The sequence below is a fragment of the Mycoplasmopsis primatum ATCC 25948 genome, from assembly GCF_000702785.1.
GTDB classification, from domain to species: Bacteria; Bacillota_I; Bacilli_A; order Mycoplasmatales; family Metamycoplasmataceae; genus Mycoplasmopsis; species Mycoplasmopsis primatum.
Map to the genome: position 1 here is coordinate 26,335 of NZ_JNJV01000002.1, position 22,234 is coordinate 48,568.

General features: G+C 27.7%; 21 protein-coding genes and 1 tRNA gene. 8 read left to right on the forward strand and 14 right to left on the reverse strand.

Features of this window, described 5'->3' with window-relative positions:
• Positions 1–5 precede the first annotated feature (5 nt).
• From T386_RS0100425 to T386_RS0100445, 5 genes are all read left to right on the forward strand, one after another.
• Entirely contained in the window at positions 6–671 is a 666-nt protein-coding gene (locus tag T386_RS0100425) for a nuclease-related domain-containing protein (protein WP_029513209.1), read from the forward strand.
• Positions 661–1,443: a YgjP-like metallopeptidase domain-containing protein gene (locus tag T386_RS0100430; RefSeq protein ID WP_029513210.1), complete on the forward strand. Its 783-nt coding sequence runs from the start codon at positions 661–663 to the stop codon at positions 1,441–1,443. Before T386_RS0100425 ends, T386_RS0100430 begins: the two co-directional genes overlap by 11 nt.
• A 53-nt stretch (positions 1,444–1,496) precedes the next feature.
• Positions 1,497–2,600, forward strand: a complete 1,104-nt coding sequence (ychF, locus tag T386_RS0100435) for a redox-regulated ATPase YchF (RefSeq protein ID WP_029513211.1) — start codon at positions 1,497–1,499, stop codon at positions 2,598–2,600.
• Between the two features lie 14 nt (positions 2,601–2,614).
• Positions 2,615–2,688, forward strand: a tRNA-Trp gene (locus T386_RS0100440).
• Between the two features lie 211 nt (positions 2,689–2,899).
• Complete coding sequence (locus T386_RS0100445; protein ID WP_029513212.1) at positions 2,900–3,559, forward strand: hypothetical protein; 660 nt, start codon at positions 2,900–2,902, stop codon at positions 3,557–3,559.
• Positions 3,560–3,585: 26 nt separating this feature from the next.
• Here the strand turns inward: T386_RS0100445 and hpt are convergent, their stop codons facing one another.
• The 9 genes from hpt to trpS form a co-directional block, all read right to left on the reverse strand.
• Positions 3,586–4,146 carry a hypoxanthine phosphoribosyltransferase gene (gene hpt, locus T386_RS0100450; protein ID WP_029513213.1) on the reverse strand — a complete coding sequence of 187 codons (561 nt, stop codon included), beginning with the start codon at positions 4,144–4,146 and terminating at the stop codon, positions 3,586–3,588.
• Positions 4,136–4,624 carry a transcription elongation factor GreA gene (greA, locus tag T386_RS0100455; protein WP_029513214.1) on the reverse strand — a complete coding sequence of 163 codons (489 nt, stop codon included), beginning with the start codon at positions 4,622–4,624 and terminating at the stop codon, positions 4,136–4,138. The genes hpt and greA overlap by 11 nt, the downstream gene beginning before the upstream one ends.
• 75 nt (positions 4,625–4,699) lie before the next feature.
• On the reverse strand, positions 4,700–5,401 hold the full coding sequence (locus T386_RS0100460; protein WP_029513215.1) for a BC85_0335 family putative methyltransferase: 702 nt from the start codon (positions 5,399–5,401) through the stop codon (positions 4,700–4,702).
• Entirely contained in the window at positions 5,391–5,831 is a 441-nt protein-coding gene (ruvX, locus tag T386_RS0100465) for a Holliday junction resolvase RuvX (RefSeq protein WP_029513216.1), read from the reverse strand. The genes T386_RS0100460 and ruvX overlap by 11 nt, the downstream gene beginning before the upstream one ends.
• Complete coding sequence (gene alaS / locus T386_RS0100470) at positions 5,824–8,466, reverse strand: alanine--tRNA ligase (protein ID WP_029513217.1); 2,643 nt, start codon at positions 8,464–8,466, stop codon at positions 5,824–5,826. The genes ruvX and alaS overlap by 8 nt, the downstream gene beginning before the upstream one ends.
• 11 nt (positions 8,467–8,477) lie before the next feature.
• On the reverse strand, positions 8,478–9,605 hold the full coding sequence (gene mnmA, locus T386_RS0100475; protein ID WP_029513218.1) for a tRNA 2-thiouridine(34) synthase MnmA: 1,128 nt from the start codon (positions 9,603–9,605) through the stop codon (positions 8,478–8,480).
• Between the two features lie 112 nt (positions 9,606–9,717).
• Positions 9,718–10,227: an MAG3450 family membrane protein gene (locus T386_RS0100480; RefSeq protein WP_051622756.1), complete on the reverse strand. Its 510-nt coding sequence runs from the start codon at positions 10,225–10,227 to the stop codon at positions 9,718–9,720.
• The gene (gene thrS / locus T386_RS0100485) at positions 10,220–11,968 is read right to left on the reverse strand and encodes a threonine--tRNA ligase (protein ID WP_029513220.1); all 1,749 of its coding nucleotides are present in this window, start codon (positions 11,966–11,968) and stop codon (positions 10,220–10,222) included. The genes T386_RS0100480 and thrS overlap by 8 nt, the downstream gene beginning before the upstream one ends.
• A gap of 20 nt (positions 11,969–11,988) precedes the next feature.
• Entirely contained in the window at positions 11,989–12,987 is a 999-nt protein-coding gene (gene trpS / locus T386_RS0100490) for a tryptophan--tRNA ligase (protein ID WP_029513221.1), read from the reverse strand.
• Positions 12,988–13,135: 148 nt separating this feature from the next.
• On the opposite strand from trpS, the gene T386_RS0100495 reads away from it, so the two are divergent.
• Positions 13,136–13,510, forward strand: coding sequence for a PTS sugar transporter subunit IIA (locus tag T386_RS0100495; protein ID WP_029513222.1), 375 nt, complete (start codon positions 13,136–13,138; stop codon positions 13,508–13,510).
• A gap of 46 nt (positions 13,511–13,556) precedes the next feature.
• Here the strand turns inward: T386_RS0100495 and T386_RS0100500 are convergent, their stop codons facing one another.
• The 5 genes from T386_RS0100500 to tuf form a co-directional block, all read right to left on the reverse strand.
• Positions 13,557–15,464 (reverse strand): MAG3240 family lipoprotein, encoded by a 1,908-nt coding sequence (locus tag T386_RS0100500; protein WP_029513223.1) that lies wholly within the window; start codon positions 15,462–15,464, stop codon positions 13,557–13,559.
• A 49-nt stretch (positions 15,465–15,513) separates the two neighbouring features.
• Positions 15,514–16,452, reverse strand: coding sequence for a tRNA (adenosine(37)-N6)-threonylcarbamoyltransferase complex transferase subunit TsaD (tsaD, locus tag T386_RS0100505; RefSeq protein WP_029513224.1), 939 nt, complete (start codon positions 16,450–16,452; stop codon positions 15,514–15,516).
• Positions 16,452–17,009 carry a tRNA (adenosine(37)-N6)-threonylcarbamoyltransferase complex dimerization subunit type 1 TsaB gene (tsaB, locus tag T386_RS0100510; RefSeq protein ID WP_029513225.1) on the reverse strand — a complete coding sequence of 186 codons (558 nt, stop codon included), beginning with the start codon at positions 17,007–17,009 and terminating at the stop codon, positions 16,452–16,454. The genes tsaD and tsaB overlap by 1 nt, the downstream gene beginning before the upstream one ends.
• Positions 17,010–17,414 (reverse strand): tRNA (adenosine(37)-N6)-threonylcarbamoyltransferase complex ATPase subunit type 1 TsaE, encoded by a 405-nt coding sequence (gene tsaE / locus T386_RS0100515; protein WP_029513226.1) that lies wholly within the window; start codon positions 17,412–17,414, stop codon positions 17,010–17,012.
• Positions 17,415–17,829: 415 nt separating this feature from the next.
• Positions 17,830–19,020, reverse strand: a complete 1,191-nt coding sequence (gene tuf, locus T386_RS0100520; protein ID WP_029513227.1) for an elongation factor Tu — start codon at positions 19,018–19,020, stop codon at positions 17,830–17,832.
• A gap of 411 nt (positions 19,021–19,431) precedes the next feature.
• Here tuf and eno point away from each other — a divergent pair, with 411 nt between their 5' ends.
• Together eno and T386_RS0100530 are read left to right on the forward strand one after the other, a co-directional pair.
• Positions 19,432–20,802, forward strand: coding sequence for a phosphopyruvate hydratase (eno, locus tag T386_RS0100525; protein ID WP_029513228.1), 1,371 nt, complete (start codon positions 19,432–19,434; stop codon positions 20,800–20,802).
• Between the two features lie 185 nt (positions 20,803–20,987).
• Complete coding sequence (locus T386_RS0100530) at positions 20,988–21,890, forward strand: MAGa3780 family membrane protein (RefSeq protein ID WP_029513229.1); 903 nt, start codon at positions 20,988–20,990, stop codon at positions 21,888–21,890.
• Positions 21,891–22,234: the final 344 nt, after the last annotated feature.

Genomic DNA, 22,234 nt, shown 5'->3' on the forward strand with positions numbered 1-22,234 from the left:
TTAGTATGATTGGATTAATAATAGCAATATTAGTAACATCAGTAATATTATTTGGTATTTTGTCTTCCATAATTGTTTTTTATCTAAAAAATAAAAAGAAGAAAACCGCGGGATTTAAATTTGAAGCATACATTAAGAACAAATTAATAACATATGCTAAAAATAATAATTATAAGTATTTGAATGGCGGACTATTTAAATATGCTTCTAATCAACTCTTTGAAATAGATGGATTATTACTTGGCAATAAGGCCGTTTACATAATTGAAGTTAAATATTACAATGGCCATATTTATGGTGATTCGTTCAGTGATTATTTAAACATAAAAAACTATAAAAAAGAAATAAAAGTAAAAAATCCACTCATTCAAAACTTTAAGCATATACAGCATTTCTATAAAATGTGTAACTTCAATATACCAGTATTTTCACTACTTATCTTTCCATCAGAAACTACATTTGACATACAACAACAAGAATCTTGATCAATTATTGCTAATGAAGATAAAATTGATCAAAAACTAAAAGACGTTGAAGTTGATATGGCAGATGAACAAGACCTTTCATTTGAAACACTAAAAGCAGTCAGCGATGCTGTGAATTTAAGTAGAACATCATCAATTAAAGATATAAAAAAGTTTGGCAAAATAATTAATCAAAATGAAAAATAAAGGTATTTTATACAAAAAACTATTTTTTAATGAAAAAATATTTTCTATTTCATATTTATATAGTGCTAGGTTAATTCATATTTCTGCTTCGCTTATTGAGAGCGACCAAATTCTTATTAAAGGACCATTTGAATCATTGAATGATAGAATTTGAAATGAACTGAATTTGGAAACCTTAGTTATTCAATTATTAAACAAAATAGACAAGAAAAAAGATAAAATTTGCTATAAATATTTAGATTATTCAGCATATGACCATAATATCGAATTATTTGGACAAAAATATCTGCTAAAATGAAATTATCACCTTCGAACTGCTTATAGCTATAAAATTGATCATAATATAAATACAATTCAAATATGGTGTAATAAATTATTGCAAAATAATGATGAGCAAAGAAAAAAAGTGTTTATATATGTGCTGTCAAGAATTCTTGAAGAATACATTTATAATAAACAAGCTAAATATGTTGTGCGGATGCAAAATGCTGGGTTTCATATTATCAATCCAATATTTAAAATTAACTTAAAAAAAACAGCATGAGGAACTAATTATAAAAAAGTTCTAAGAAATAGTAATATATCATATGACGTTAAAATAGTGGCACTTGAAACTCAATATATAGATAGTGTAATATTACATGAATTAGTGCATGAAATTCATAGAGATCACAGCGATAAGTTTTACAATTGTGGTGCATTATTTATGAATGATTTCAAGAAAGTTAATAGAGAATTAAATAAAATAATTGTTAAATTCATTGCCAACTAATTTTACAATTTTTACTATAAAACAATAAAATAAATCAAAAAAGGAGTTTAATTATGAGCTTAAAAGCTGGAATTGTGGGATTGCCTAATGTAGGCAAAAGTACTCTTTTTAGTGCTTTAACAAAATATCAAGTAGAAGCATCTAATTATGCTTTTACTACAATAGAACCTAATATAAGCAGTGTAGCTTTAAAAGATAATAGATTAACAGAATTAGCTAAGATAGTTAAGCCAGAAAGAATAGTTCCTGCCACATTTGATTTTGTTGACATTGCAGGATTAGTTAAAGGAGCTTCAAAGGGTGAAGGTTTAGGCAATAAATTTTTAGCAAACATTAGAGAAGTTGATGCAATTATTCATGTTGTTCGATGCTTTGAAAATAAGGATATTTTGCACGTTGCTAATGAAATTAATCCAGTTAATGATAAAAATGTAATTAACTATGAACTAATGCTCGCCGATCTTGAAACGCTTAATAATGTATTGAATAGAATTAGCAAAAAAGCTAAATCGGGTGATAAAGCAGCCGCATTAGAATTTAATCTAGTTAATAAAATTAAAAATGTTTTAGAGAATGAACAGCCAGCAAGGTCTTTGCTTTCAGCACTATCAGATGAAGAAAGCAAGTTAATGAAAAATTATCATTTATTAACTGCTAAGCCTATTATTTATATTGCTAATTTATCAACAGATCAAATAAGCAATTATGAAAATGATAAATTATTTAATCAGTTAAAAAATTCGCTTCATTCTAATGAAAAGATAATACCTATTTGTGTGCAATTAGAATCAGAAATTAGTCAGCTAAATAATGATGATATGAATGAATGGCTAAATTCATATAACATTAAATTAAGTGGAATAGATATTTTGGCCAGAGAAGCTTTTGATCTGCTAAATCTTAGAACATATTTTACTGCTGGCCCAATGGAAGTCAAGTCATGAGTTTTTAAAAATGGTATGTATGCGCCTCAATGTGCTGGTATTATTCATAGTGATTTTGAAAAAAAATTTATTAAAGCAGATGTTATAAAATATGAAGATTATGTAAAATATAACGGTGAGCAAGGTGTTAGAGCAGCTGGAAAAATTAGAAGTGAAGGAAAAAATTACATAATGCAAGATGGTGATATTTGCCACTTCAAGTTTGGAAAATAGTCTTGCTTTTTTATGGGAGTTTAGTATAGTGGTAGTACTGCAGTCTCCAAAACTGCTTGCAAGGGTTCGATTCCTTTAACTCCTGCCAAATCTTTTTAGACCATTAACAATTTGTAGATGAAAAAATTAATATATTTTTTGTTCTTAAACAATAAGCATTTAGGAGTGTACTATAAATGTGCACTTTTGCATATATAGTAAAAATACTAAATGTTATATTTGATATTAATTAGCAAAAAAGTGATTAATTCGCTATGCATCTATTATCATAATATTATTTTTTTATTATAATTAGAATTATGCAAAACAATCAAAATTTCAATAACTTTGGTGCCGGTTTTTCTAATCAACAAAATCAACAAGGGCCACAAAATGAACAGCAAAATATGTTTTTTGGTGAAGATTTAAATTTTAACCAAAAACGAAGGAAAACTAAAAATAGTTCGAATAGTTCAAAACAAAAGAAAAATATCAATGGTAGACGTTTAATTATTACTACTATGACCTTCAATAGCATTTTCTTTTTTGCTCTAATAAATATTTTTGTTTCATTGATAGTCGGGAGTCAAATTTATCAAATATTATCAACTGTTGCTGTTTCGATTTCATTTATTTCAACGTTAGTGTGCATATCGATTTTAACTGTTAATTTAGTATATAAAAAATGGTACATTTATGTAGTTCTCTACATTATAGGTATTTTTACAGCACTAACATTAACAATGGCTTGTTCAATTATGTTATTGAATGATTTAAAAACAAAATTAATACCTTATAGAATTCAAGGCTATAGGTGAGAATTAGATAACAATGTTTTTGATGGCGGCTCTCAAGCTAAAAATACTTTTGATGAATTTAAAACTGAAAAAGTTGAAGATGTTGAAATAGTAACTAATATATTAGTTACACCCGAACCTATATTCGGCGAGCCAACCAAAGGAAAGTCAAAATATAATTAAAATAAAGCTTGTAAATAAAACAAGCTTTATTTTTTTTCTACATATTTTTGGTCAAAAACACCAATATAAGGGAGATTTCTAAGTTTTTCATCATAATCTAGACCGAAACCTACTAAAAATTCATCAGGGGCAATATAGCCAAATTTATCAGGTACTAAGTCAACTTTTCTGTTATGTGGTTTATCTAATAAAGAAAGAATTCTAAATGACTTAGGTTTTCTTGTTAAAAGCATTGCCTTAATTTTGTTTAATGTAATACCTGAATCGATAATGTCTTCAACAATTAAAACATCCTTATCAAGTATTTCTTCTGCTAAGTCCATAATCACCTTTACGCTACCAGATGACTTTGATTTACCAGAATAGCTTGAAGCTATCATAAAATCTAATTTGTGATCAACATTAACATCTTTAATTAATTGTGCTAAAAAAGGGATACAACCTTTTAATAAACCAACTATGATCAAATCTTTTGAATCGGCATATGTTTCATTTACCCAATTCGCAAGCTCACTAATTTTTGCAGATAATTCTTCTTCGTTAAATATTACTTTTGAAATTCTATAATCTATTTTTTTATTTTTCATATGAAATTTCTAATATCTTAATATTATATTTTTGAGGAACTTCAACTTCAACAACATCACCAATATTTGCTTCCATAATAGCACGAGCTACTGGCGATTCATTGCTAATTTTGTTTTCAATAGGATTACTATCATGAATACCCATAATAGTTACTATCATTTCTTTGTTGGTTTTCATATTTAAATATTTTACAGTTGCACCAATTCCAGCGCTGTTGTTTGTAACATCATTATTGTCGATAATTTCAGCATTTTCAAGAATATGTTCAAGTTCAACAATTCTGCCTTCAATTTCACTTTGACGATCACGTGCTGCGTCATATTCAGCATTTTCTGAAAGGTCGCCTTGTGCACGTGCTTCTTTAAGAGCCGCTTGAACTGCTGGACGTTCGATTGTAACTAACTGATTATATTCATTTTTGTACTTTTCAAGTGTTTCACTTGATAAGTACACTTTTTCTTTATTTACTTTTGCCATATATACCACCTTAAAATATTTATTAATAATTTAATTTTTAAATTATATATTAGAAACTTTATTTTAATCTATTTCTTATGATTTAACTATATATAAAAACAATGCTTTATTTTTTGAAGCTTCAAAACGAATTTTTTTGATTTTTAAGTCTGTTTTAATGGATTTTAAATCTTTTTTAGTATCCGCATTTTGAACAACCATTAACATGCCACCAGTTGTTAATTTAGGATAAAACTTTTGAAAAATTTCATCATTGGTTGCTTTTTCATTAACACTAACTATTAATCTGTATTGTAAATCATCATCTTGCACAAAGTTAGGTTTTTCTTTTATTTTGTCGGGTAAATCCAAAACAGCATCATTTCATAATTGATTATTAATTGCCTTAGATTCAATATGAATATTGGCAAGAGTTAATTCTTTAAGTGTCAAATATAAATTTTCCAAATTATAACCAGTTAATAAAACATCTTTTACATAGTTCAGGTAAACAGATTTAACAATATGTATTTCATCTAATTCATCAATATTTGTCTTAAACGCCTGATTAATATAATCGGGTTTAGTTTCTAACGGCGAACCTTTAATAGCTAAAATAGCGTCATTAGCTTTTTTGTTATAATCGGCGTCAATTTCTTTTTTAATTTTTCTAATTTTTACAAAAATAACAATTGAAACAATAACACTGATTATTGTAAGAACAATTACAGAAGCAATTAAACCTCAACCAAGTGCTGTTGGATGATTATCTATAACTAATTTTTCTTTAAAGCTCATATTTTCTTCCTCCATAGTTTAAAAAATCGCTTAGTATAATTACAGCACTTAATGTGTCTTTGTTTTTTCTTGTTTTTTTATTAGACATTTTAGCATCTTTTAAAATTCTTTCAGCCTTGATTGTTGAACCATATTCTTCTGTAAAATAGATGTTTATATCACTAAAGTGATTGCGTAATATGGAAGAAAAATTTTCAACCATAAGAGTTCTTTCGCTTTTTGAGCCATTGCTTCTTAATGGATAACCAAGTACAAAAGCATCTATTGAATTCTGATATTCTTCTAAATAAAAACGAACCTTTTCAATAACGTCCATAAAATTATTTTCTTCGAAATAAATAGTTTCAAGCGGGTTGACACTAATTCCTAAAATATCTGTAATTGCAAAACCACATGTTTTAGTGCCTAAATCAAAAGCCAACTTACGCATTAATTAACGCTTCCTTAATAATTGATTCAATATTTTCATCATAATCAACCTTACCCATCACTAAAATAGATGAGCCACCACCTTTTCCGTTTAATTTATTAGCTATAGCTTTGAATAATATATTTGAATCAATAGCTCGTGATGCTATTCCAATAAGTAGTTGTTTATCATTTTTAGCGCCAATTAAGACAATGTTATTTGGTTCTGTGAATTTATCTCTAATTGTTGCAGTAATTATCTTCACCTGTGAAGGCTTAACATTTAGATTAATATAAACATTATATTTGCCAATTTTTTCAAATTTTACTGTATTATAGTCAAATTCAACTATTGAACTATTTTTTAATTCGTTTTTAAAATCGTTTCTAACTTGATTAATGGCTTCAATCACATATTTGCTTTCTTGCTCCAATGAATCAAACTTTTTACCATTATATTTAAATTCATATTGAGGATTAATTTCCTTAACTTTATTTATTGCAATTTTTAATTCTTCTCAGTTTTTCTTATTATTTTCGATTAAAAAGTCATTAACTAACTTGTAAGAACTAACAGCTCTAATTCTATAAACACCTGCCTGTTTTCTTTCAACATGTGTGATTTTGAAATCTTCAAGCATTGATGTATTATCTAAGTGCGTACCACCACATAAATCACTTGTAATATTTCCAAAACGAACAACTCTTACGCATTTTGGATCCATATACTCTTCTTCATCAAGTGTCATAATAGCGCCTAACTCTTTAGCTTTTTCAATCGTAGTATGCATAAATTCGCCTTTTGTATGACTTTGAATATATTCATGCATCAGATTTTCAATTTCCTTTATTTGCTTATCAGTTGGCTTTTCATCAGATGGAAAGTCAAAAGTCAGTCTGTCTTCTGTAATATCAGAACCTAATTGCTCAATATGTGGGCCTAGTACTTTTCTTAGTGCACAAAATAATAAGTGAGTCCCTGTGTGATTACGAGCGAGCCCCATTCTAACCCCAGTATCAACAAAACAATTTATAGGTTTAGAAATATCAATCTTTCCTTTAACAACATGTATATGATTACCAAATTTATCCTTAAATACATCAAGAATTTCAATTCTATTATCATCCTGTGTCATATAACCTTTATCGTGTCTTTGACCACCACCAGTGGCGTAGAAAGGCGTGTAATTAAGAACTATATAGCCTTTACCATTTAATGTTTTTACTTCTTTTTCTTCATCAAAAATTTTGCGAATTTTTGATTGATATGATAAATGTTCATAACCTACAAATGTATCCATTTTACGCTTAATTAATGCTAGTGAATTAATCACTTTTTCCATTCCGGAAGCTTTATTACCTTTGGAAACTAAGATATGTTTTTCCTTAGCTTCATTAAAAGATTGCATATCAATTTTGATGTTTTTTTGAGCTAGTATTTCCTCTGTTAATTCAATTGGAAAACCATATGTTTCTAATAAATTAAAAGCAATTGATCCATCAAAAACTTTACTATTTGTTTTTAATTGTGACTCAAGCAATAATTTTCCATTTTCAACTGTTTTATTGAATAATTTTTCTTCTTCCTTAATTTGTTTAGCTACATCTTTTTCATCATAGTCATATGGTAAATTATCCTTTACAACTTTAACAAGTTTATATAAAAATAAACCATTAATTTTTAATTGCATGGCTTTATAACAAGCTCTTCTTATTAACCTTCTAATAATATATCCTCTACCCACATTAGAAATTTTTGCACCATCAGCAATAGCATTAGTAGCAGTTCTAATATGGTCAGCGATAATTTTAAAATTTGTATTAATTTCAGTTTGTTCTTTATCTTTAATAAAGTAATTATCCATTTTATATTTATAAGGTGAGTATTTCTCAATTTCATGAATGATATTCATAAATAAATCAGAATCGTAATTAGTAGGCACATCTTGCATAATGCTTGCTAATCTTTCAAGTCCTGCACCAGTATCAATATTTTTTTGTTTTAATTCAGTATAGTTTCCTTCGCCATCATTATTAAATTGAGAAAAAACAATATTTCAAATTTCAATATATCTATCATTTTCGATATCATCTTGTAATAATTGAATGCCTCTTTTGTCGTATTTTTCACCACGATCATAATAAATTTCAGTACATGGTCCACAAGGGCCTGAACCTAAGTCTCAAAAATTGGTTTCTCTATTTCCTTTAATTAGGTGTGACTCCTTGATGCCTTTATTAATTCAGAAATTTTTGGTTTCGATATCATCTTCATAGTATGTGATATAAAGCTTTTCAATATCCATTTTTAAAACATCAATCAAAAATTCTTTTGCAAAATCAATTGCTTCCTTTTTAAAATAATCTCCTATTGAAAAGTTACCTAGCATTTCAAAAAATGTATGATGTCTTGATGTCACTCCCACGTTTTCAATATCATTAGTTCTAATAGCTTTTTGACTATTAGTTAATCTTTTTGAAGGCGGTATTTTTTTACCTGAAAAAAAATCTTTTAAAGTAGCTACACCTGAATTAATTCATAATAAAGATAAATCATTAACTGGAATCAATGACTTACTTTCAATTTCGGTATGACCTTTTGATTTAAAAAAATCTAATCATTTACGTCTAATATCACTTGATAATAATTTTTCCATAACTGTTTCCTTTATAAATATGTTTTTTCTATTCCTTGATAATATACCTTATCAATAATGCCACCGCCAAGACATTTTTCACCATCATATAAAACAACTTGTTGACCTGGTGTAATAGCTTGTGCACCACTTGGATAATACACTTTCATAGTATTATTCGGCAAAAATTCAACATTAACCTTTATATCTTTTTGTCTATAACGAAACTTAGCGCTTAGATGATTTATATCAAAATCTTCATGATTTAACATAACAGAAGATGCTAATAAAGAATCCGAAATTAAATAACTTTGATCACTTGCTGGAGATACATAAATAATATTATCCTTAACATTATGACCACAAACATAATAAGGCTCCGTTTGCCCACCAAGATTTAAACCCTTACGTTGACCAATTGTATAATAATAACATCCATCATGTTTTCCAATAATTTTATTTGTTTTTATATCGACAATATTGCCTGGTTGCATTGGTATATAGTTTTTTAAAAATTCCGTAAATCTTCGTTCACCGATGAAACATATTCCAGTAGAATCTTTTTTATTAGCAGTTGCTAAACCTATTTTTTTAGCTATTTGTCTCACTTCATCCTTTGAATATACATCAGACAATGGCATAATTACTTTAGATAATTGCTGATGGTTTAATTGTGCTAAAAAATAAGTTTGATCTTTATTTTGATCCTTAGCTCTATATAGTCTTCCATCGATTACTTTGGCATAATGTCCCATAGCTATATAGTCAGCACCTAAATTTTTAAAAGCATAGTCACTAAATGCCTTAAACTTAATAAATTTATTACATAAAATATCAGGATTAGGAGTTCTGCCTTTTTGGTATTCATCAACAAAAACTTTAAATACATCATTTCAATATTCTTTAACAAAATCAACTCTATGAAGTTTTATATTTAATTTATTTGCGACTTTAAGAGCATCTTGGTAGTCTTGTTCTTGTGGACATATGTCCTGTGAAATGTTCTCATTTCCTAAAAAATCATTATTAAGCATTGAGTCTCAATTGCGCATAAAAAGGCCTTCAACATTATACCCTTGTTGAAGTAATAAATAAGCGCAGACAGATGAATCTACACCGCCTGATAAGCCTAAAATAACCTTTTTTCTATTATCATTCATAATATTGTTTAATTTTACCACTAAAAGCAAACAAAATAAGGCATTAGCCTGATTAATGTTGTCTATGATTAAAATAATTAAACTTGTCTAATATTATTGCAAAACAGCGTTATTAATTAATTTCGTTTTCATTAGGTCTGTCAATTTGTTTTTTAAGTTCAACAATTTCCTTCTGTTTTGCTTTTGCAAGATTTGCCTTAGTTTTATATTCTAAATAATCTTCTATTTTGCCAATAATAATATTGATTATTATTGCACTAATTATTCCTAAAATTGGCGCAATAATATATTTAATTCAATACTCTATTGGAGCTAAATTGAATCAAATTATTGTATAAAAAATAAAAATAGACGGAATGGTAAAATTAAAGCTTCTAATACTTATTATTTTAAAATAAACAAATAAAAAATTAATAAGCAATGCAAAAATAGAAATCAATAGTGGGACTAAAATAATCCATGTTGCTTGATGAATTTTGACATTATTAAACTCTGGAGAAACCAAAACTCAAATAGAAGCCATTGGAATAATTACGAAAATAGAGTTAAATAAAATGGTTAAAAATGGACCATAGGCAATAAAATTATTGTTTTTTTCGCGTCTTTTTTGCTTTTTATTCATAATTTTTTCTTAATTTTTTAAGCATTTTAATAAATTCAACTAATGGAACTGTTGTGGTATCTTCCTTGCCATATTCACGGTATGAAATAGTGTTATTGTTCATTTCATTAGCACCTAAAATTAATTGATATTTAGATTTTGAAATTTGAGCATTTCTAATTTTTTTATTTAGTCTTTCATCAGAATCATCAATCTTAACTCTAAATTCATTATCAAAAAGTTTCTTAGCAATTTTTTTACAATATTCAAGATTTTCATCATTATTAACCGGAATAATAGTTACTTGTTTTGGAGCGATTCAAAATGGTAAATTACCTTTTGTTTGTTCAAGTAAAATAGCTACAAATCTTTCATATGTGCCGATTAAACCTCTGTGAATCATAACTGGACGCACTTCTTGATTATTCTTATCTATGTACGAAAGGTTGAATCTTTCTGGTTGTAAAAAGTCTAATTGTATTGTAGAAACTGTGATTTCATGCCCTAGTGCTGTATCGATTTGAATATCAATTTTTGGGCCATAAAATGCCGCTTCGCCTTCAACTTTTTTATATTCAACATTAATATCTTTTAGTGCCTTTTCAAGCATTGCTTCAGCACGGTTTCATATCACATCATCATTGAAGTATTTTTCTTTATTTTGTGGATCTCTCAATGAAAGTGATATATAACTAATATTGATATTAAAAATATTTAAAATTTCTTTAACTTGGCTATACATTCTTTTAACTTCATCTTCTATTTGATCTTCTCTAACAAATAAATGTGCTTCGGTCAAAAGCATGCCTCTAACTCTTTCAAGACCAGTTAAAGCCCCAGATTTTTCATAGCGATAAAGTTGAGACTGTTCTGAATATCTAATAGGTAAGTCTCTATATGATCTTTTTTCAGTATTATAAACTACAATATGATGAGGGCAAGTCATAGGACGAGGAATTAATACTTCACCTTCAACTAAAAGAGGCTTAAACATATCTTCTTTATAGTGCGCTAGGTGCCCACTTGTTTTGTATAATTCTTCGGCACCAAAATGTGGAGTGAGAACCTCTGTAAAACCGTATTTTCTATCTAATTTAAGAACTAAATTGTGGATTTCATTATGAATATACATACCATTTTCAAGTCAAATAGGAAAGCCTTGACCGCATAATGAACTGAATGTAAAAATTTTCATTTCTTTGCCAATTTTTCTGTGGTCTCTTTCTTTTCTATCAGCTAAAATAGCTAAATAATTTTCTAATTCATCTTTTGATTGTCATGAAGTTCCATAAATTCTGGTGAGTTGTTTATTGTTGCTATCGCCTCGTCAATATGCACCCGCAATATTTAAAAGTTTAAAATTCCTAATAGCTTTTGTGTTTTCAACATGATCGCCAGCACATAAGTCTCTAAAAATAATTTCCTTACTTAATGGATCTTGCAGGGCGTAGAATGTAATATTTTTATTTTGAGATTTTAATTCGTCATATAATTCTTTTTTATAAGGCTTATTGTTAAAATCATAGTCGCTTTCATCGATTTGAATTGTGACTAAATTTCTACTAGCTAATTTTTTCATGAGCTTTTCAATTTTTGCTAATTCAGTTTCACTAAATGGCTCGTCGAAATCAAAGTCATAATAAAAACCTTCATCAGTAGCAGGCCCAAAACCTAATTTAACGTTAGGATAAAGCATTTCAACAGCGGCTCCTAATAAATGACTTGTTGTATGATTTAATTGTTTATTTACTTGTATTTTCATAATTCCTCTTTTATAAATAATTATTTAAAACCAAATTTTTTAATTAATTCCATAACAATCGGATCACATATTTTTTTTGCTTGTTGTGCTCCATTTGTTGTGACCTTTTCAACTATTTTTAAGGCTTTTTGGTAATTTGTTTGTATTTTTATAAGTTCGTCTTTAACTGTTTGGGCAACTTCTTTTTTGAAAATAGCATAATTAGCATCTTTAAACTTTTCTTCTGCTTCTTGTAAAGAAATATTTTTTAATGAAGCATAAATGTTCAATAGGTTTAAAATGCCTGGTTTATTTTCAGATATATACACTTTATTTTCAGAATCTGTGACAGCTTTCATTACCTTTTGATAAGCATCATCTGGGTTATCTTTTAAATAAATGGTTGATTTTAAACTCTTATCGCTTTTAGACATTTTAGAGTTTGGATCAGTTAATGATTTTATTCTAGCACCCACTTTAGGAACAATGCCAGCAGGCAATTTGAAACTCATGCCATATTTTTTATTGATTCTTTCGGCTATTGTTCTGGCTAATTCAAGATGTTGAATTTGATCTTCACCTATTGGCACGTAGTCAGCATTGTAAATAAGAATATCTGCTGCCATAAGTACTGGATACATAAAAAGCCCCACAGGTATTTTTTCAGTTCCGTTTGCTTGTTTAGCTAAACTTTGACTTTTGTCTTTAAATTGAGTCATACGGCTTAATTCGCCCATTGTTGTTTCACATGTTAGGAGTCATTGAACAAGTGTGTGTTCTGGTACATCTGATTGATAAAAAATTGTACATTTATCTGGATTTAGTCCACATGCTAAATATGTGGCCACAATTTCTTTTCTTCTTTGTTCTAATTCTTTGGGATCGCTATCACCCATAGTTAATGAGTGCAAATCAGCAACAAAATAGTATGCTTCATATTCATCTTGAAGTTGAACGAAGTTTTTAAGAGCACCGATATAATTTCCTAGTGTTAAATCACCAGTAGGTTTTATACCACTTATTAATCTTTTTTTGTTCATTGTTTCTCCTATTATTTATAAATTAATTATTATAATATTATAGACTTAGAGTAAAAATTAATTTTAATTAATTAAAATTTTATATAAAGATTTCATATATTAGCAATTTAAAATTCTAAGGTAAAATATTTTATTAAGGTGGTTATCAATGACTAAAAAAGATAAATTCATAATAGTTTTACTTACTATAATTACATTAGGATTTTGTTGATTACATTGACACATAAAAAACAAAAAAATTCAACAAATTAAAAAAGGTGAAATTAAAAAATTAGATCCTTCTATAAAAATTGATGAATTAATTTCGTTGCTTGGTTCAAGCGATAATATAACTGCTGTAGAAAGCTCAATTTCAACACTAAAATGTACTGTAAAGAATAAAGATCTAATTAATGTGGAGAAAATTAAAAGTTTAAAATATGTAACAGGAATTATGGTGTCAACTAGCAGAATATCATTAGTTGTCGGCGACTATGCTAAAAAAATAAATGAAATTATGAATCAAGAATTCATGAATAAATAATTAGAAAAATGAGGTTAGAAGACCTCATTTTTAAATATTATTTTCCTTATTGCCACTCATGTGAGATTAAAAAAGGCAATGTCTTATTTTCTAATGGGAGTGATGATTTATATTCGTCATTTGTAAATAGTGCTTTAGCTTTTTCTATTTCATTTTTATCATAGCCTTTGAAACCAGTTAGAATGAATTTGTGTTTTTTATTGAGCATAGACTTATTATTGTTATTGATAAAATCAATTTCAATTGGCAAATTGCCTAAGCCATGAACAGCGGCATCATATTTATCAGGACTAATTATATTTACAGTCACTTTTTTTATTAAACCGCTTTCATTGCTATCATTATTAATGTTATATAACAAAACATATTGTGAAATTATGATCGATAATCACTTTTCGTAAAAGGTTTTATTTTTCAAAATATTATAAACTGAGCAGTTGAACATTGAATTGTTGTCTCATAATTGCAAATTATCAATATGTTGGTAAATTAAAAAATTTACAATATCATTAAATGATTTTTTAACAAAATCATTAGCATTAATAGCCTTAGTTCCAGTTGGTAATGCTAAATTGTGGTTAGCATCAAACGCTCCATTATTGTTGTAATAACTAAAATATGAATTTTTATTTGATTGATCAATTTTACCTAATTCATTGACCAAATAAAAACCTTGTGTCATTATATGATTATGTTTTGTGAAATTAATTGAATATCAGTCGTATTTTGAATTAGTGTTTGGATCTTTAATTTCTAATTTACCAATAGAATACGAATTATTTAATAAATTTGTTTTTTCAAAAGTGCCTATTTTAAAGTTAAATTTGTCTTCACTATTAATAATTTCAATTTCATCTTTTAGTTCTGAAATAAGCATATTTAAACTATTAAGATTATATTTTTCATATTCTTTTGTTGGGTGCATTAAATCATCAATTGTATGATAATTTAAAGGGTTGGATTTGAATAATAATTCAGGCATATTTAGCAATTCACTGAATAATGTTTTATTTGGATCAATCATTAAATTTTTGCCATCGTGTAAATTTTTATAATTACTATATTCACCATTGCTAAAACCATTAATTGCAAAAAATTGTTTTTTTTGTTCTTCGCTTAATAGTGAATTCCCATCTTCGCTTAATAAATCCACATTGAAACTTACCTGCGAATTTTTTATTTTAAGATTCTTGATTTTTACATCTTTTATTTTTTTACCGTTTTTTTCGAAGTTATAAATTGATAACTCATCAAGTAATCTTTTTTCTAATAGTCTATGTTGATATTGTGCATTAAAGAAACCTTTTGCTCTAATGTTTTTGATCGATGTTAATAATTTAAATTTCTGGCTTGGTAAAGTTATAGCCTTATAAATTAAGTACTGTAAGTTAGGAATACTATAATCGCCAAGAATTCCCTTGTCGAATACTTTTTGAAATATCAATTTTTTGTATTCATAAGCTAACAAATTATGATTATCATCTAATGAAAATGCAAATAGTATATCTATATCAGTAGGATTATTTATTCTATTTGCTCTAATAACAGAAAATTTATTGTTTTTAGTTATATATGTAAAAGGTTTTAAAATTTCATCAAAATTAAAATTTGCTATTTTATTAGCATATGTTTTAAGTGAATATCACTTACTCTTATATTTAAATTCAATGTCGTTTTTATTATTACTGATTTTAAATTCAGATACCTTTTCATCAAGGTTTAATGTGATTATTTTGTTTTGCAAAGATTCATATAAACTTGTTAAAGTATGTTGTTGAAGTTGGCTTAAATAAGTCTTATAAAATATATTGCTTGTTTTGACTTTATCATTGTTTTTTAAATTAAAAATATCATCCTCAGTTGAATTACATTGCGCCGACAAAACAACTGGTGCAAATGCAATTGGTAAAGATGTTAATGATATAAGATTGTTAATTAGTATTTTCTTTTTCATTATTTATTAATTTCTACATAAATATTATTTACATACATATATTTTATAGTTAATCTTTATTTTTATATTTCATCATCTGATAAGCACAAGATGCAATCATAGCACCGTTATCAGTAGCATATTTTAAATTTGGAATCATGGCTTTCGAACTTAGAGATAAAAATCTTTTTCTTAATTCAGTATTAGCGCTAACACCACCTGCTAAAACCAGCGAATTTACTTTATATTTTTTCATTGCTTTTTTAGTTTGATTAATCAAATATGAAATAGCGCATTCTTGAAAGCTGGCTGCTATTTTTTTCTCATCTATTGAAATATTTTTTTGAATCATATTATGATAATAATTAATAACTTGTGACTTTAATCCACTAAATGAAAAGTTAAATTCGCCATCAGTTTTAGGTTCAGTGAATTTAATATATTCACCACTATAATTTTGATAAATTTTATCAATAATAGGGCCACCAGGAAAGCCAAGGTTTAATTTTGAACTTACTTTATCAAATGCTTCGCCTACGGCATCATCTAATGTTTGACCAATAATTTTAAAATCAAAAGGATTATTTACAAGCATTAATTGTGTATGTCCGCCAGAAACTAATAGGCATAATGATGGATATGCAATAGTATTTTCAATAGCACATGAATAAAAATGCCCTTGAAGGTGATTGATTGGAATAAGTGGCTTGTTATAAACTAGCGAAAGTGCATTGGCAAATAAATAACCTATTTGCAATGTTCCTACCAATCCCGGTTCCTTTGTATAAGCAATGTAATCCACTGTCTTTAAATCATGTTTTTTAAGCAAAATTTCTAAAATTAAATTAATGTTTTTTACATGTTCACGTGATGATAATTCAGGAATTGTTCCCCCAAATTCCTTAAAAATATCAATTTGGCTAATAGTTTCTTGCACTATTACTTTGTTATCATCCAAAATAGCTATTGAAGTATCATCATGACTAGTTTCTATACCTAAAATCTTCATTATTTCTTAGCTCCTATTTGTGGCATTTTAATATAGTATGGCTCAATATCATTAAGATCTTTGTATGATTTAAACAATGTTTTATATGATTTAAAATTATTTAAAAATTCATCATAATTAATTCTATCAAATTTATCTAATTTACCTGTTTTACAGGTAATTTGTGATAAATCGAAGACACTTTTACTATTAATAAATTCAAAGTATTTTTCACCCTTAGCATTTAAATAAAATGCCTTAGCATTTGGATTTTGCTGTTGTAAAATTTGCATTGAACTTATTGTAAAAATAGGTATTTTATTAACGGTTGCTATTGTGCGTAAATATACTAATGAAATGCGAACGCCAGTAAAATAACCAGGTCCCAAATTAGTATAAAATTCATCAAAATCGCTAATGTTTAACTTTAAATTCTCAAGCATTTTGCTTACTGACAATGGAATAAGTTCAACCTTTTTTTGATAATTAGGAAGTACTTCTTTGTACACAAGATCAAAATTATTGTTATAGGCAGCTATTATAAAATCATCATAAGTTGTATCTAAATATAATTTCATTTAATTTACCACCTTAATTTCAAAAATATGTTCATTATTATCTGATAATGAAATATTAACTAAGACATAGTCTGTATAGTATAGATTGACTTTGTTAGGTCATTCAACTGCTAAAATATCATCATCGCTTTTATAATCTACAAATTCATCGATTTCACCGCTTAAATTATATGCGTCGATGTGCACTAAGCCTTTATATGTTTTCATATAGTTAAAAGTTGGCGAAGTTATTGGTTCAGTGATATTAATTAGCAATGCAATTTGCTTTAAAAGTGTGGTTTTGCCAGAACCTAATTCACCATTTAATAAAATGACTTTACTATTAGTCAAATTTTGCAATATAAACTGTGCTATATGGCAAATATTCTCGTTTTCTTTTGTTGCAAAAATTTTATTTATTTTCATTTAAATCCAATCTGTTTTATATTTTACCATTTAGACATAAACTAGTATTTATAAATCAAACAAAAAGCAAGCATAAGCTTGCTCTTGTATTATTTATTTGGAATTTGTATTATTTATTATTTATTTTTATTATTTATTAATAATCTTTTTTGATTATTAGAAAAGAAAGGAGTAAACATATAAAAATATAATATGAAATTCAAACATATAAAATGAACTTTAAACTAAATGGAGTAGAAAGGTATAAAACTTTGAAATCATTTAATAATTTGATAGCAAAAATTATAAAATGAACTTTAAAAAATAGATTGAGTAAGGGATAGATATATATAAAACTTTGAAATTATTTAACAATTGATAAACAAAAATAAATCTCTAAATATATAAGAAAAGGGGGAGATATAAAAATTTGAAATTATTTAATAATTTTGGTTACAGAACCATAACCAACAGTTCTACCGCCTTCACGAATTGAGAACTTTGTTCCTTCTTCAACGGCGATAGGAGCGATAAGTTTAACAGTTAAGTTAACATTTTCGCCAGGTTGTACGAATTCACGACCTTTTTCAAATTCTAAACCACCAGTAACGTCTGTTGTACGGAAGTAGAATTGAGGTTTATAGTGTTGGAAGAATGGAGTGTGACGACCACCTTCTTCTTTTGTTAGAACATAGATTGCAGCTGTGAATTCTGTGTGAGGAATAATTGAACCAGGTTTTGCAAGAACTTGACCACGTTCAATAGCTGATCTTTCAACACCACGAAGTAATAGACCAGCATTGTCACCAGCTTGAGCTTCTTTTAGGTTCTTTCTAAACATTTCAATACCAGTAACAACTGTTTTCTTAGTTGGTTTAAGACCAACAATTTCAACTTCTTCGTTAAGGTTTAATTTACCACGTTCAACACGTCCAGTAGCAACTGTACCACGACCTGAAATTGTGAAAACATCTTCAATAGCCATTAAGAATGGTTTATCAAAATCTTTAACAGGAGTTTCGATTCATGTATCAACAGCATTCATTAATTCAAGAATGTTTTCTTCATATTCTGGTTTTCCTTGAAGAGCTTGTAAAGCTGAACCACGAATAATAGGTGTATTGTCACCATCAAAACCATATTTTGAAAGTAATTCACGAACTTCCATTTCAACAAGATCAATCATTTCAGCGTCTTCTGCTTTAATCATGTCACATTTGTTTAAGAAAACAACCATTTTTGGAACACCAACTTGTTTTGCAAGAAGAACGTGTTCTTTTGTTTGAGGCATGGCACCATCTGTTGCAGCAACAACAAGAATAGAACCATCCATTTGAGCAGCACCGGTAATCATGTTCTTAATGTAGTCAGCGTGACCTGGACAGTCAACGTGTGCATAGTGACGTTTTTCTGTGTTATATTCGATATGTGAGGTATTAATTGTTATACCACGTGCTTTTTCTTCTGGTGCATTGTCAATAGCATCATATGATTTAGCTTCTGACAATCCTTTTTTTGCTAAAACAGTAGCAATAGCAGCAGTTAATGTGGTTTTACCATGGTCAACGTGGCCAATGGTTCCAATATTAACGTGTTCTTTGCTACGGTCAAAATCTAATTTTGCCATATTAAAATCCTTTCGTAAAATATTGTTGTAATTTTAGCGCTAAAACCAACCTAAGCATGGCCTTTCAACCATGTCCTATCCATGCTATCTAAATATTTAAAATACTAAATAGCAATAGTTATTTTAACATAATACAAATATTTAATAAATGAATTTTTGCCTCACCCAATGAATGCGAAGTTTTAGCAAACCTACTATTAAAAATAATTTAGTTTGTTATCATAAAAATTTGATTAATCATTTACTTAAAAAACACTGATTTATAGACTAAAATGGAATTTTTATTTGTATAAATAATTATTATTTATGTTTATATTTCCATATTTATATGGCTTATTAAAATAGTTGGCTTAAATTATTAATTTTTAATAATATATAATATTTTTTATATAAAAATTTTTAGGAGGATAAATGCCAATTATTGAAAAAATTCATGCACGTGAAATATTAGATTCACGTGGAAATCCAACTGTTCAAGTTGAAGTGTGAACTGATTATGGCGTATGTGGAATAGCTAATGTTCCATCTGGAGCTAGCACCGGAAGCCGTGAAGCATTAGAATTAAGAGATAAAGGTACGAAATACGAAAATAACTGATTTGGTGGTAAAGGTGTTATGACTGCAGTAGATAATGTTAATAAACACATTGCCCCAAAATTGATTGGTTTTTCAGTTTTTGACCAAAGAGCTATCGATTTAACAATGATTAAATTAGATGGAACTGCATCAAAATCAAAATTTGGTGCAAATGCTATTTTAGGTGTTTCATTAGCTGTTGCAAGAGCCGCAGCACAAGAAGTTGGATTGCCACTATATAAATATTTAGGTGGCCCAAATGCTCATATATTACCATTACCAATGCTTAATGTTATGAATGGTGGTGAACATGCTTCAAATACTGTTGACTTTCAAGAATTTATGATTATGCCTGTTGGGGCAAAATCGTTAAGAAGTGCATTGCAAATGGCTAATAAAGTATTTCACAATCTAGCTAAATTATTACATAAAGATGGACACGGTACACAAGTGGGGGATGAAGGTGGTTTTGCGCCTAATTGCAAGAGTCATGAAGAAGTCCTTGACTACCTTGTAGCTGCTATTAAAGCTGCCGGCTATAAACCTGCTACAAAAGGGGAAGATGCAGTTGCTATTGCTATGGATGCTGCATGTAGTGAACTTTACGATGAAAAGAAAAAGGTTTATACATTTAAAAAATTAAAAAATGCTATTAGTGAAAAACGTGCTGGCTTTGACCATCTAGGCAATGTTAAATTAGAATATACGACTGATGAGTTAATTGATTACTTTGAAAAATTAATTAATAAATATCCAATTATTTCAATCGAAGACGGTTTAGCAGAAAGCGATTGAGCTGGATTTGCTAAAATGACTAAAAAATTCGGCGATAGAATTCAAATTGTTGGTGATGACTTAACTGTTACAAATCCAAAACTACTTGAAAAAGCAATCAACGAAAAATCTATGAATGCTATTTTAATTAAACTTAATCAAATTGGAACCTTGACCGAAACTCTTGATACTATAAATAAAGCACAAAAAGCAAATATGGCTTGTGTAGTTTCACACCGTTCAGGTGAAACCGAAGACACAACACTTGCTGATTTAGCCGTAGCTTTAAATACAAGCCAAATTAAAACAGGATCAATGTCAAGAACTGACAGAATTGCTAAATATAATAGATTATTAGTTATTGAAGAAGAACTCGATTTTCAAAGTGAATTTGAAGGTGAAAAAGCTTTTTACAACATTAATAATAAATAATAATAAATATAAATTAACTGTGTTATTCAAACACAGTTTTTAATTTGTTTATTAATAGGGCATTTGGTAAAATTTAACTATTTAAATTAGGCTCATCTCGCAAAAACGCCTTTTTAATGAATATATTTTGTTTAGGATTTACTTGAAAAATCAGTATTTTGTAAAGGAGTAAAATAAATTTCATTATGGAAAACAAAGAATTAGCAAAAAAACAATGTAAATTTGCACAAACATTTAAAAATTGAAACCTAACATATAAATTAGTCTTCATTTTTGGACTTATTATTTTATTAGCAGACTTTATAATCCTTATTCATTCTTTTAAGTATCATGGGATTGGTCCGCTTAAAAAAATATACAACAGGCCAGAATTCAAAGAAGCTATTGATAAAGGTACAATCGTCTTTAACAATGTTGTATATCCAAATGCTTTACAAGCAATTTGATCTCAAACAATGACTTTTACAATGATTAGTAACTGAATGCTTGCTATAACTATGGTTGTTTTGCCTTTTAAAAAAGACAATCAAAAAACACAAGCTTGATTTATGGCTACTGTTGTTTATATCTCAATAACTTTTTTAATTTATTGAACACTTATATTTTTTGTTTCATTAAAAAAAGGCATTTGAAATGATTTAAAATCAGCATTGCCTAGTTTTATATTACACGCAATTAATCCATTGTTTGGAATTGTTGCATTAATATTGTTAAGAAAACAAATTAGTATTTCAAACAAGCAAATTTGAATGATGTCTCTTGTTATTTCAGGTTATTTTTTATTTGGTTTTATAACTTTTTTCATTGGTGATCAACTCGTGGATGATAAATCTAATGCTAAGTTATATTCTAAATATAATATTGTGATTTATACCTTTTTGAATTTTAGACACCCATTCTTTTATAAAGGCGGAAATGTTGCAATTGTTGTTATACTCGACCTATTAGCGCTTTCTGTGGGTATTTTAATTGCACCAACAATAGGTTTTATTTGAAAATATAGTCTTAAAATTAAAAATCCAGAAATCAAACAAAATATAAACCAAAAACTGAGTGAGGCAGTGTCTCAAACTATTTATGAAAACTAATTTTAGTAAGGATGATAAATTCTTTTTACAAATTAAACAAAAATATTGACTTGTTTATAATAACAAGTTTTTATTTGCTAAAAGTTATTAGTATACTGGTGGCAAGTGAAACTATGATTCATCTAACAAACATAGCATAAGTGAAATGCCATTTAATCAAATAACTATTTTTTTATACTAATGATGTATATACTACTTTGCCAATCAGCAACTTTATAGACTTGATTTGAGATTAAATATTTATAATTAAAATATTAATATTATTTAATAATAAAGAGGAACAATATGAAAGAATTAAAAAGTTATATCGATGATATAAACCAAATGTCAAAAAGTTTATTAAA